This is a genomic window from Polyangiaceae bacterium, assembly GCA_020633235.1.
In the GTDB taxonomy this organism is placed as follows: Bacteria; Myxococcota_A; Polyangia; order Polyangiales; family Polyangiaceae; genus JACKEA01.
Window position 1 is genome coordinate 13,731 of sequence record JACKEA010000007.1, and the last position, 13,236, is coordinate 26,966.

The 13,236-nt window shown below is 66.6% G+C and carries 10 protein-coding genes; 9 read left to right on the forward strand and 1 reads right to left on the reverse strand.

Features of this window, described 5'->3' with window-relative positions; translation table 11 throughout:
* The first annotated feature begins 8 nt into the window (after window positions 1–8).
* From H6717_33290 to H6717_33320, 7 genes are all read left to right on the forward strand, one after another.
* A complete protein-coding gene (locus H6717_33290; protein MCB9581956.1) occupies window positions 9–1,280 on the forward strand; it encodes a hypothetical protein in 1,272 nt (423 codons plus the stop codon).
* A 165-nt stretch (window positions 1,281–1,445) separates the two neighbouring features.
* On the forward strand, window positions 1,446–2,951 hold the full coding sequence (locus H6717_33295; protein ID MCB9581957.1) for a cytochrome c: 1,506 nt from the start codon (window positions 1,446–1,448) through the stop codon (window positions 2,949–2,951).
* On the forward strand, window positions 2,948–5,074 hold the full coding sequence (locus H6717_33300) for a hypothetical protein (protein MCB9581958.1): 2,127 nt from the start codon (window positions 2,948–2,950) through the stop codon (window positions 5,072–5,074). Before H6717_33295 ends, H6717_33300 begins: the two co-directional genes overlap by 4 nt.
* A gap of 8 nt (window positions 5,075–5,082) precedes the next feature.
* Window positions 5,083–6,411, forward strand: coding sequence for a DUF1501 domain-containing protein (locus tag H6717_33305; protein ID MCB9581959.1), 1,329 nt, complete (start codon window positions 5,083–5,085; stop codon window positions 6,409–6,411).
* Between the two features lie 107 nt (window positions 6,412–6,518).
* Complete coding sequence (locus tag H6717_33310) at window positions 6,519–7,610, forward strand: serine/threonine protein kinase (GenBank protein ID MCB9581960.1); 1,092 nt, start codon at window positions 6,519–6,521, stop codon at window positions 7,608–7,610.
* Window positions 7,610–8,320: a hypothetical protein gene (locus H6717_33315; GenBank protein ID MCB9581961.1), complete on the forward strand. Its 711-nt coding sequence runs from the start codon at window positions 7,610–7,612 to the stop codon at window positions 8,318–8,320. The genes H6717_33310 and H6717_33315 overlap by 1 nt, the downstream gene beginning before the upstream one ends.
* Before the next feature lie 47 nt (window positions 8,321–8,367).
* Entirely contained in the window at window positions 8,368–10,260 is a 1,893-nt protein-coding gene (locus H6717_33320) for a hypothetical protein (protein ID MCB9581962.1), read from the forward strand.
* A 46-nt stretch (window positions 10,261–10,306) separates the two neighbouring features.
* Here the strand turns inward: H6717_33320 and H6717_33325 are convergent, their stop codons facing one another.
* Window positions 10,307–11,050 carry a VOC family protein gene (locus H6717_33325; protein MCB9581963.1) on the reverse strand — a complete coding sequence of 248 codons (744 nt, stop codon included), beginning with the start codon at window positions 11,048–11,050 and terminating at the stop codon, window positions 10,307–10,309.
* A 173-nt stretch (window positions 11,051–11,223) separates the two neighbouring features.
* Here H6717_33325 and H6717_33330 point away from each other — a divergent pair, with 173 nt between their 5' ends.
* Window positions 11,224–11,577 (forward strand): YciI family protein, encoded by a 354-nt coding sequence (locus tag H6717_33330; GenBank protein ID MCB9581964.1) that lies wholly within the window; start codon window positions 11,224–11,226, stop codon window positions 11,575–11,577.
* A gap of 9 nt (window positions 11,578–11,586) precedes the next feature.
* Window positions 11,587–12,804, forward strand: a complete 1,218-nt coding sequence (locus H6717_33335; protein MCB9581965.1) for a sigma-70 family RNA polymerase sigma factor — start codon at window positions 11,587–11,589, stop codon at window positions 12,802–12,804.
* The last annotated feature ends 432 nt before the right edge of the window (window positions 12,805–13,236 follow it).

A 13,236-nucleotide genomic window follows, 5' to 3' on the forward strand; every position in this document is an offset into this window, starting at 1 on the left:
CTCCGCGCATGCGGGGTATCGCAATTTCGGTGCTCGCCGCGCTGCTCGCGCTTGGCTGCGGCAGCGACGACGCGAGCGGGACGCCGTCCACCGGAGGCGCGGCAGGACAGGGCGGAAGTGGCGGTGGGACGAGCGGGACGGGGGGCGAAGCTGGCACGGGCGGCGCCGCTGGCGGCTACCCGACGCTGCCCTGGGAGGGCGGTCCGGAGTATTACGGCAAGTGGCCGAACGGCCCCTCCACGGATACGAGCACCTTCCCCATCGCCGTGTGGCTGCAAAGCCCGAGCAATGCCGCCGAGTACAAGAGCATCGGCATCAACCTGTTCATTGGTCTGTGGGATGGGCCGACGGACGCTCAGCTCACGGAGCTTTCGAGCGCGGGCATGCCGACGTTCTGTGCGCAGGAGCAAGCCTGGTCGGGTCACGTGTCCGACAAGACCGTCTTGGCCTGGACGCAGCAGGACGAGCCGGACAACGCCCAACCCAACGGCAGCGGTGGTTACGACCCCTGCGTGGATCCCCAGGACATCGTGGCCCTGTACCAGACCATGGTGCAGAACGACGCCTCTCGCCCGGTCTATTTGAATTTTGGCCAGGGCGTCGCGAACACGGACTGGGTCGGCCGCGGTACTTGCACGGGCAAGACGGAGATGTACCCGGAGTACGCCAAGGGCGCGGACATCGTGTCCTTCGACATCTATCCGGTGAACGAGACGGACGCGAAGATTCACGGCAAGCTCGAGTACGTCGCGAAGGGCGTGAGCTTCCTGCGGGAAGCCGTGAGCTATCAGAAGCCGGTGTGGGCCTGGATCGAGACGACGGACTTCAACGGCACCGGCAACGCGCCGTCCGTATCCCAGATCGAGAGCGAGGTGTGGATGGCGCTGATCCACGGCGCCCGCGGCATCGGCTACTTCGCCCACGTGTTCGCACCGAGCTTCATCGAAGCGGGGCTCCTCGCGGACTCGACGGTGAAGAGCGGCGTGGCGGACATCAATGCGCGGGTGCAGAACCTCGCGCCGGTGCTGAACACACCCAGCCTCGACGGCGTGGTCACGGTCACCTCCGCCTCGCCAGTGGATGTGATGACCAAGCAGCACGGCGGCTCGCTGTACGTGTTCGCGATCGGCATGACGAGCGGATCTGCGGACGCCAGCTTCGCTGTGCCCGAAGGCAGCGGCGCGACGGTGCTCGGTGAAGACCGAAGCCTGAAGGTGGAGAGCGGCGCTTTCAGCGACACCTTCGACGGCTACGCCGTGCACCTGTATCGAATCGACTGAGGTCCGCGTCGCACAAGGTGCGACCCCGTAGGTCCCTGTGTGACTCCGTCAGTCGCGGGATCGTGTCCCTACTCGGCCCACTTTCTGGCGCATTATCGGAGCTTTGGCCGAGATTTCAGCTGGCACGGATTTCGTAAAGGAGGTGAACCGCTCCCCTTCGGCACAATGACCCCTCCGCTCCACATCTCCGTCCTGTTCAGCGCAACCCTCTTGGCGCTGGGGGCCGAGGGCTGCACCGGCCACATCTCCGACGCGGGCGGACCGCCGCCACCGCCGGACACCGAAGCGCAACAGGTTCCGCTCTCGCCGACCCCGATCGAGAGCTCGGGATTCTGCACGGACTTGCTGGCGGGCGAGCGCGTGGTCTCGGTGAGCGCAGAGGGTCAGCTGTGGCTCGCCCGCGAGGAGAACGGCGAGAGTCTCTTGCGCGTCGTGGATTCCTTCGATGCGGCCCACGAAGTGGTGGCGAAGATCGCGCTGTCCGGCATCGAGCGCATCCAGGCTTGGTCTCAGGTGGATGCCGCGGTGACCACGGCATCGGGGCTGTGGAAGCTCGAGGACTTGTCCCGCGTGGAGCTCACGCCCCCCGCCGGCTTCTCGAAGGACGCCGCGGTGTGCGGCGACCCCACGACCAACGGCTCCCTGCTCTTCGCCGGAAGGCTGTTCGAGCGCCGAGACGACGAACAGTGGTGGGCGTGGGACACGGGCGCGAAGGGAGCAGCGGCGCCCAGCGAGCTCTTGCTCCAACAGGGCGAATGTCAGGGTCCGGACGACGTGCAGTGGATGACGTCGCCGGACGGCACGCTGTGGCGCGTGGAGCCGACCACCTACTACCGCCCGGTGCAGTTCCCGGCGCTGAAGGCAGCCGCCGTGACCACCGCGGCGGACAAGAGCGTGCTGCTCGCGGCCATCGACGGCGAGGAGCTGTGGGTCGGCCCCGAGACGTGGCAGCGCTGGCAGTTCCCGAACGGCGCGCCGGGCCAGCTGAGCGCCGCAGGCGGCATGGTGTGGGTGACGTCGGGCTCGCAGTTGCTCCGCTTCGACGGCGAGAGCTGGAGCGAGATGCAACGCCTCGACGGCGAGGACGGCGACGTGGCCTCGCTCCACGCCCACGACGGAGGTCTGTGGGTGGAGCATGGAAGCTCCGTCTGCCACCTCACCGGCGCTCCGATGGTCCATGTGGCGGGAGTTCGCCCCTACCTCCGGACCAAGGAGCTCGACCACGCGTTCTCCATCACCGCCAGCGACGAGGCCGCCACCGTCACCGCGTCGTTGGATGGTGAACCGCTGACGCTCACCATCGATCCGGAAACGGGCGCGAGCACGGGCAGTCTGCGTCTGGACTCCGCGGGATGGCATCAGCTGGTGGCTGCGGCGGGCGCCGCCGAGCGGCGCGTGTGGCTCAAGCGCCTTCCGGACGCAGAGCGCAGCTGGGACTCGGACATCCGTCCCATCTTCGAGAGCAATTGCGCTGGATGCCACACGACGGGGCAGGAGCCCGGCGGACCGGCGTTGGCGAGCTACCAAGACTGGGTCGCCCACGCGAAGCAGATCCAGCAGCGCGTGGTGGATGCCAAGACCATGCCGCCGGCAGCAAACAAAGGACCCGACTGGGGCGACGATGACGTTCAGGTCATCGCCCAGTGGTTGGCAGGAGGAATGGCACCGTGAAAAGGCGCACAAGCATCGTCGCGCGGGCCGCGGCAACGACGCTCACCCTTTCCATGCTCGCGACCAGCTGCGCCGACAACGCGACGACGGCGAAGGGCGGAAGCTCCAAGACCACGCAGGAAGGGGACCCCAAGAGCTGGACGCCCTCCGGCACCACCGGTGAGTGCAACCTGGACGCGCTGCTGCAGCCGTATTCCTACGTCTCCAAGGTCAAGACGCTGCTCACCGGCGAGGCCGTGGAGGAGTCCGAGCTGGCAGCGGTGGAAAAGGACCCGAACGCCCTCGAAGGGCTGATCGACGTCTGGGTCCAGAGCGACGCCGCCCGGGACATGTTGGTCCGCTTCTTCATGACGGCCTTCCAGCAGACCGGCCTCGACAACGAGACCTTCTTCTATCCATTGGGCTTCTCCAACACGTCGCTCGGTCGCTTCTCGAACCCGACCAGCCCGACCACCGACGAGATGCTGAACGCGAACTTCTCCGAGAGCTTCGCGCGAACTGCGTACGAGATCGTCAAGTCCGGTCAGCCGTGGACCGACGTGCTGAGCACCAACACCATCATGATGACGACCGCCCAGATGGCCTACATGGCCTATCAGGACGACGTGGTGGTGGACGACGACGAGAAGAAGACCGTACGCACCACCGGCGACGACTTCCCGACGCTCCGCTTCGTCGCAAACCAGGCGGACGCGCCGCCGGCCTCGGAATCGCTGGACCCGAGCAGCAGCAACTTCGGCAAGTTCTGGCATGGCAAGCTCGCCGACCTGGACGCCTCCTGCAACGTGGCGAGCGTGAACGTGGTGGACACCACCAAGAAGGTGGACGGCGAGTGGCGCATCGCCAGCGGCGGCATCCCGCCGTCGTTCTACGTGTTCAGCGCCATGCTCGGACGCCACCAGTCCCTGAGCCGCCACAACGCGGGTTGCAACACCCAGGCGACGAACAAGACGCCGCTCATGGAGCGGGAGGACTTCAGCGACTGGCACATGGTCCAGATCCGCAAGCCCAAGGCGGGAGAGACAGCGACCAAGTTCTACGACTTGAAGAAGCTCCGCGGGTCGAACGAGCTGGTCATTCACTCGGACCGCCCCGGCTTCCTAGGGTCTCCGGGCTTCCTCGGCACCTGGCCCACCAACGAGGACAACTCGGCCCGCGTGGTCATGAACCAAATCCTGATCGTGGCGTTGGGCGCGAGCTTCGACGGCAAGGCCGTGAGCAACTTCAAGCCTACGGATCTGGACGAAGAGCACGCCGCACCGGGCACGGAGTGTTACGGCTGTCACCAAACGCTGGACCCGATGCGCGACTACGTTCGAGCCAGCTACACCAACTTCGCCGGCCAGCAGCTCGACACGAACCAGGAAGCGCTCTCCGGTCACTTCGTGTTCGGCGGCGTGCAGGCCCAGGGCAGCGGCATCCTGGATCTGGTCGACGTGCTGGCCAAGCATCCCTTCTTCTCCCACGCCTGGGCGCAGAAGCTGTGCTTCTACGCCAACTCCGAGGCCTGCCCGGAGGGGGAGGAGCTCGACGCGGTGGTGAAGGCCTTCGAGGACTCCGGGCTCGACTTCCGGGTGCTCGTTCGGAAGCTGTTCTCCTCGCCCCTGGTGACCGGGAGCGCTTGCGCTGCCGGGGTGAACACGGGGACCACGGCGACCATCGCGCGGCGCTCCCAGTTCTGTCTGCAGCTGTCTCATCGCTTGGGCATCGACGACATCTGCAACCTCCAGATGCACACCGAAGGCGGCACTACCCTGCAGAATCAGATGCGGGACGCCACCTCCTCCATCCCCGACGACGGCTTCAGCCGCGCCGTGGTGGATCCCGTGACCATCGGCGAGACGGGCATGTTCACCCGCGCCAACCGGGAGGCGGCCTGCACGATTGCGGCGCTCAACGCCAAGGAGCTGTTCGACGGCAAGAGCGAGGCAGAGGTCATGCCGGTGTTGGTGGAGAAAGTGATGGCGTTGCCAGCCAGCGATCCCCGTCACGACCAGGCACAGCTGATCCTCGAGAATCACGTGAGCGACGCGATGGACTCGGGCAAGACCGAGAAAGAAGCGCTGCAGTCCGCCTTCGTGGTGGCCTGCATGTCCCCTGGCTCTGCCGGAGTCGGGTTCTGAGGGCCGCCATGACGCACGATCGACACAGCAAGCTCAGCCGCCGCGGAATCCTGGGAGCGTTCGCCACCGTGAGTGGCGGCCTCATCCTCCGCTCCCTGGCGACCGGCATCCCCGCGAAGATCCTGCTCGATCCCCTGAGCGCTCGAGCGGACGAGCTGCCCAACGGCAAGATGCTCATCTTGAGCTGCTCCAGCTCCGGAGATCCGGTCAACGCCAACGTGCCCGGCACCTACGGGCCGAGCGACGTGTTCCATCCCACGGACGCGACCATGGCGGAGACCAGCCTGAAGTTGGGCTCGACCTCCACCTCCGCTGCCAAGCCTTGGGCCCAGCTGCCGCAGAACATCCTGGATCGCACCTGCTTCTTCCATCACGCGACCTACACGCCGGTGCACGGCGAGATGCGTCGAGTCCAACGCATGATGGAGGAGACCGAGAAGAACGACATGCTCATCTCGCTCCTGGCGCGAGAGCTCGCTCCCGGTTTGGGCACCGTGCAGTCGGATCCCGTGAGCTTGGGCGCCAACGGTGGAGAGTTGTTGAGCTCCGCAGGCCGAGTGCTCGCGAACGTGGGTCCGGTGTCCGTACGCAAGGCGTTGGGCGGCGTGGACGGACCGCTCAAGGATCTCACCCAGCTGCGCGACAAGAGCATCGATGCCATGTACGCCCTGTACAAGGAGCACGGTACACCCAGTCAGCGCAATCTGCTGGAAGCCTGGGCGCGCTCTCGCAACGAAGTTCGTAGCATTGGTACCGAGCTGCTCTCCCGGCTCGACGCCATCGACGGAAACAACCAGGTGAACCAAGTGCGCGCCGCGTCCGTGTTGGCGGCGATGAACATCACGCCGGTGATCACGCTGAAGCTGGACTTCGGCGGTGACAACCACACCGATGGCGACCTGAGCAAGGAGGCCGCGCGCCACGTGACGGCCATCGAACAGCTGCAAACGTTGGTGGAAGAGCTCGATTCCATGCGCAGCCAGGGCCTGCTGACCCACGACGTGATCGTCGGCTCCCTGAACGTGTTCGGCCGCACGCTCAAGAGCAAGGGCACCAAGGGACGCGATCACAACAAGAGCCACCACGTCACGGTGCTGATCGGCAACGGCGTGAAGGGCGGCGTGGTGGGCGGTATCGAGCACAACAAGTCCGGCAGCGACTACCAGGCGCAGGCCATCGACTCCGCCACCGGCAAGGGGGGCGACGGTGGGGACATCCCCTTCGAGGAAACCCTGGGCGCCATGGGCAAGACCCTCGGTCGCATCATGGGCGTGAGCCCGGAGCGAATGGATCAGGTGCTCAAGACGGGCAAGGCCGTAGAGTCCGCGATCGGCTGAATCACGGGCACACACCGCGACGACACCGACGCGCCCGCGAGTTTCAGTCCATCGACGGCGGTCTCGCTTGCGCCCGGCCCCGGCCTCAGGTTTCCATCCCAGTCCCGTTGCAGCCCGAAGATCTCAGCATCGGCGTCGTTCTCGGGGGCCGCTACCGCTTGGAGGCGGAGCTCGCCCGAGGCCCGGAGAGCCGCGTGTTTCGCGCCGCGGAAACCCGGACGGGGCGCGAGGTGGCACTCAAGGTGCTGGCTCGGGATCCGTCGGACAAGACTTGGGCTTCGCGCTTTCGGCGGGAAGCGAATCTCGCGCGGGAGCTGCAGCATCCGAACACCGTGCGGCTGCTCGATTTCGAGGTGGGCGGCGATACCGTGCCCTTCATCGTCTACGAGCTGTTGCGCGGTCGCACGCTGCGCGCGGTGCTCCAGGAGCAAGGCGCGCTGGGCGAAGCGCGATCCATTCACATCGTCAGCCAGATCCTCAAGGCCTTGATGGAGTCCCACGCGCTGGGCGTCGTGCACCGCGACATCAAGCCGGACAACGTCTTCATCTGTGACTTTGCGGGTGAAGAGGACTTCGTCAAGGTGCTGGATTTCGGCATCGCGAAGAGCATGGAGCCGGAGGCCACGCTGCTCACCTCCGACGGCATGCTGGTGGGCACGCCACGCTACATGTCTCCCGATCAGATTCGCGGCGAGCCGGCGACGCCGAGCATGGATCTCTACGCGGCGGGCTTGGTGCTCGCGGAGATGCTGGCAGGCGTTCCCGTGGTGGGTGGCGACCACGCGGAGGCGTGTCGAACGCAGCTTGCCCCCGAGCCGCTGGTGCTTCCCGAAGCGGTGTACCGCACCCCCCTCGGTCCGGTGATCGAGCGTGCCATTCGCAAGGATCCCGCCGCGCGTTTCCAGCTCGCCGGACCATTCCTGACCTCCCTGAAAGCGTCCTTGGGCTCGATTCCTCCGCCCCGCAGCGAGCTCCCCGACACCGTGGATCACGTTCCCATCCAGGACGTGTTGGGACGGCTTCCACCCCCCGCCGGCGTGCCGAGCCCGGTCCCGCCGCGCGACCCTTCCGCGCCACCGCCGCCGGGCGCGGCGCCCGCCGCGGCCAAGCTTCATCCCATCGTTTGGCTCACCCTGGCGTTCGCGATGCTGGGCGTGCTGCTCGGCGCCATCGCCATCGTGATCGCCGTGACCCGCTGATGGCCCGCACCGTTCTCCTTCTCGGCGTCGTGCTGTTGGTCGGCTGCAAGAACGACAAGGATCGCCCGACGCACAAGGAGAGCGCCGAGCCCCAGTGCACCACGGCGCTGGACTGCGCGCCCGCAGGGCCCTGCAGCACGACGGAATGCTTCGCCGGCCAGTGCCGCGTGAACTTCGCTCCCAAGGGCGAGAGCTGCGACAACGAGACCGTGTGTGACGGCGTCGCCACCTGCGACGGCAGCGGCCACTGCATCCCGGGTACGCCTCCCGTGCTGGACGATCAGAACGCCTGCACGGTGGACACCTGCGATCCGAAGCAGGGCGTTTCCCACCAATTGACAACGGTCGACGACGGCGACGCCTGCACGGTGGATGCCTGCGACCCCCGAACCGGCGAGGTCACCCACGGCCCGGTGGACGTGGACGACGGCGACGACTGCACCCAGGACAGCTGCGATCGCTCCCGGGGCGTGATCCACGAACGCAAGGACTCCAGCTACACCTGCGCCGGCTGCCCCGAGGGTTTGCACGCCGCTTCCAAGCGACCAAACGCTCAGTGCGAGGGGCTACAGACGTTCTGTGTTCCGAGCTGTGGCAGCTCTTTCTACAGCTGCGACGGCTGCCCCAAGGGGTATCGCGCGGGGGCCACCACGACGAACCCACAATGTGGGTCCCGCACGGCAACCCAGACGTTTTGCGTCCGCGAGTGAGCGCGCCGGACCGACATCTAATCGAAAACCTGAGGTACTATTGAAGTATGGCTCGGCGTCCCTTTGTCTTGGTCTTTGCGCTCCTCTTCACCCTCGGCTTCGTGGGGTGTGCCACGTCGGAAAGCACCGGCGGCGGCCCTCCGTCGAGCGAAGGTGGTAACGGCTGCAACGGTGGAACGTTGTGTGGTTCCACCTGCACCAACTTGGCCACGGATCCCGCCAACTGCGGCGGCTGCGGGCTGGCGTGTCTTTCGGGGCAGCTGTGCTCCGCGGGAACCTGTGGTGGCGGCTGCTCCGCCGGCACCACGCAGTGCGGTTCGCAATGCGTGGACACGCAGAGCTCGCCCGACCACTGCGGCGGTTGCGACAACGCCTGCCCCAGCGGCGAGGTGTGCAACCAGGGGACGTGCCTCTCGGGCTGCAGTGGCGGCACCACGGCGTGCGCCGGCGCCTGCGTGGACACCGACACGGACCCCGCCAACTGCGGCGCTTGCGGAAACATCTGTGCTGCGGGTGAGCTGTGCTCGCAAGGGAGCTGCACTCCGGATTGCAGCGGCGGCCTCACCAACTGCGACGGCAAGTGCGTCGACACCGAGGCGGATCCCACCAACTGCGGCGCCTGCGGCACCGCGTGCCTGCCCAGCGAGGTGTGCTCCGTAGGCAAGTGCGATCTCTCCTGCCTGGGCGGCACCACCGCGTGCTCTTCCGGCGCCGGCGGTACCACCAAGTGCGTGGACCTGGGCGTGGACCCGAACAACTGCGGAGCCTGCGGCAATGCCTGCGGAGCGGGCGAAGTGTGCTCCAGTGGCCAGTGCCAGCTCTCGTGCACCGGCGGCACCAGCAACTGCAGCGGCAAGTGCGTCGACACCACGGTGGACCCGAACAACTGCGGCGGCTGCGGCACCTCCTGCCCCAGCGGCGAGACGTGTCAGAACGGCACCTGCGGCCTGGTGTGCAGCGGCGGGCTGACGAAGTGTGGCAACAAGTGCGCCGACACCAACAGCGATCCGGCCAACTGCGGCGGCTGCGGCACCGCCTGCAGCAGCGGACAGACCTGTGTCAACGGCAGCTGCACCTTGGTGTGCGGCGGCGGCACCACCAATTGCTCCAATCAGTGCGTGGACCTGAGCGTCGATCCAAATCACTGCGGCAGCTGCACCAAGGTGTGCTCTCCCGGCCAGAGCTGCGTGAACGGCAGCTGCACCCTGGTTTGCACCGGCGGCACCACCAATTGCTCCGGGCAATGTGTGAACCTGTCCAACGACCCGAACCACTGCGGCAGCTGCACCAAGGTGTGCTCCTCCGGGCAGAGCTGTCAGAGCGGCAGCTGCACCGTGGTGTGCAGCGGCGGCACCACGAACTGCTCCAATCAGTGCGTGAACCTCTCCAACGACCCGAACCACTGCGGCAACTGCAGCACGGTCTGCCCTTCCGGACAGGCGTGCCAGAGCGGCTCCTGCGTCTCCACCTGCAACCCGAGCACCAACATCGCCACTTCTGCCACGGCGACCTCGAGCGGCGGCGGCACCACCGCCAACGGCGTGGGACCGGATCGCATGAACGATGGCTCTGGTGAGGCCACCTGCAGCACCACCAAGTTCCATTGGCTCAGCGCCAGCAGCTCACCGGGCACCGCCTACATCCAGTACTCGTGGTCCTCCGCCAAGACGGTCAAGCGCATAGCCATCGACACCTCGCTGAACACGTCCTCTACCTGCGCGAACTCGGGCCGTACCTTGGCCGGCGGCACCATCCAGTATTGGAGCGGCTCCGCGTGGGTCACCGTGGGCACCGTGTCCGGCAAGACCAACGACTGGAGCTTCACCTTCCCGAGCGCCGTGCAGACCACCCAAATCCGCATCTACGGCGCGCACGCCACCAACACCACCGGGCAGAAGTCGAACCCCATCATCTTCGAGTGGCAGGTGTTTTCCTGCTGATGTTGGTCCGGCGCGGCCACGACGCGGCCGCGCCGGAACGTCGGCCTCACGGCGCGATCACCCCGAACACGGCGCCCTGGCCGTCTTTCAGGATCGCGAAGCGCCCGACTCCCTCCACGGACATCGCGTCGCCGATTGGCGTCGCGCCAAGCTTTTCGGCGCGCTTCACCGCGCCATCGCAGTCCGCGACCTGGAAGTAGCTGAGCCACATGCTCGGAATCTCGGCGCTGGGCTTGCGCAAGATCCCGGCGCGCCGCGTCTCGCCGCTGTGCAGCACGATGTACTCGCCCCCTGGCATTTCCCGCACCTGGTGCCCATAGCCCAGCACTTGCTCGTAGAAGCGCGCCGCGGCCTTGGGATCCGTGGCCCACAGCTCGTTCCAATGAACGGCGCCCACGCCCTCCGTCGGCTCCGGATCGCCGGACTCGCCATGGAACAGCATGAAGGCCGCGCCTTCCGGATCTGCCACCGGCTGCATCCGGCCCACGGTGGGAATGGTCACTGGATCCATCAGCACGCTGCCGCCCGCGGCCTTCACCTTCTTGGCGGACGCTTCCACGTCGGCGACGGACACGTAGCTCAGCCAGTGGGGCGGCAGACCGGGCTTGGGCAGGTCGCGCAAGCCGCCGAAGGGAACGCCACCAGCCTTCAGTAGCGGGTAGCTCTGCCCACCGGGCATGTCCATGGGCTCGAGCTTCCAGCCGAACAGCTCGGGATAGAAGGCCCGCGCCGGCGCTTGATCTCCGGTCACCAGCTCGAACCAGTTGAAACGTCCGTAGTCGTAGCTCATCGAAATTCTCCTTTGCCCTGCGGGGCCGTTGCAGGGAGGTCGAGCGAGGCGCCGCCCAATCGACAGGCGCCCGAAAGAAAGTGAACGCGAGGGTTCAAGTGCTCGGAATCACGAGAGAAGAAAAATGTCGAAATGCGCCTGCGCCGCTCGACTAGGAGAAGAAGGAGGAAATCATGCAGTACCTGCTCTTGATCTACGAAAGCGAAGCGGTCGGTGCCGGACGAGACCCGGAGGCGCGGAGAAAGCTCACGAGCGACTACGTGGCGTTCACGGAGGACATCAAGGCGAAGGGAAATTTCGTCGCCGGTGACGCGTTGGAGCCCGTGTCCACGGCCACCACGGTGCGCGTTCGCGAAGGCAAGACGCTCACGACGGACGGCCCCTTTGCAGAGACCAAAGAGCAGCTCGGTGGCTACTACTTGATCGAAGCGAAGGACCTGGATGAAGCGTTGGCCATCGCGGCGCGGATCCCCTCCGCCAAGATGGGCAGCATCGAAGTGCGCCCCATCATGGTCTGGCAGTCGTAAGCTTCGGCGGTGACGGCAACTCGGGAGCGGATCCAAGAGGTCGTGCGCGAGCATCATGGCACGGTGCTCGCGCGCCTGATCCGGCGCCTGAAAAGCTTTGATCTCGCCGAGGACGCGCTGCAGGACGCGCTGGCCGCGGCGATTTCCCAGTGGCCCCGGGACGGCATTCCGGACTCGCCGCGCGCGTGGCTGTTCACCGCCGCGCGCAACAAGGCCGTCGACGAGATCCGGAAGCGGACCTTGCACGGGGAGAAGCACGCAGAGCTGCTCGAAGAGCTGGAAACCGTCGTGGAGGACGAACCGCAGATCCGGGACGACATGCTGCGATTGATGTTCACCTGCTGTCACCCCGCCCTCGCGCTGCACGCGCAGGTGGCGTTGACGCTCAGCACCGTGGCCGGGCTCGAGGTGGAGGAGATCGCCCGCGCGTTCCTGGTGCCGGTGCCCACGCTGGCGCAGCGGCTGGTGCGCGCGAAGCACAAGATCCGCGCGGCCAACATCCCCTACGCGGTGCCCGAGGCCAGTGAGCTCTCGCCGCGTATCGAAGGGATTTCGAAGGTGGTGTATCTCACGTTCAACGAGGGGTACACCGCGAGTCGCGGGGACGGCATTCGAGCGGAGCTGTGCCAGCACGCGCTGCGACTGGGGCGGGAGCTGTGCCGTCTACTGCCGGAAGACGGCAACGCGCTGGGATTGCTGGCGCTGATGGAGCTGACCGACGCGCGACGGGCCGCGCGGGTGGACGCCGAGGGCGAGCTGGTGCTCTTGGAGGACCAGGACCGCACGCTGTGGAACCGCGAGCAGATCGACGAAGGGTGCGCCCTGACGCGCGCGGCGCTCCGCCGCGCGCCGCGCGGCGCCTATCCGCTGCAGGCCGCCATCAGCGCCGTGCATGCCGAAGCAGAGCGCGCGACGGACACGGATTGGCCGCAAATTGCCGCGCTGTACGCCCGACTCTTCGCGGTGGAGCCGACGCCGGTAGTGGCGCTGAACCGCGCCGTGGCCGTGGCCATGGCGCACGGGCCGCAGACGGGCCTCGCGCTCTTGGGCGAGCTCGAAGCGTCGCTCTCCGAGTATCACCTGTTCCACGCCGCCCGCGCCGACCTGCTGCGCCGCGCCGGTCAGCGCGAAGCCGCTCACGCGGGGTACGGCCGGGCCCTCGAGCTGTGCGAGAACGCCGCGGAGCAGCGCCTGCTGCGGAAGAAGCTCGCGCTGGTCTCGCCCTGACGCAACGTGCTTCAGAGAGCCAGAAGAACCGCCAAGTCGCCAACACCTCGGCTCGTTCCAGAGAGAGAGAGAGAAGGAACCGCCAAGTCGCCAAGTCCGCCAAGACCTGAAAGAGAGTTGGGTCTGTTCCAGAGAGAGAAGGAACCGCCAAGTCGCCAAGTCCGCCAAGACCTGAGAGAGAGTTGGGTCTGTTCCAGAGAGAGAGAGAAGAACCGCCAAGTCGCCAAGTCCGCCAAGACCTGAGAGAGCTGGGCTTGTGTGCGGCGATGCGATTCACCGTTGCGGTTCCAGCGTCGCGAACCGTCTCCCCGTGCTGACCCAAGAATCTTGGCTCTCTCTTGGCTCTCTCTTGGCGCGCTTGGCGTCTTGGCGGTTTGTCTTCTGCGTGCGGCGATGCGATTCACCGTTGCGGTTCCAGCGTCGCGAACCGTC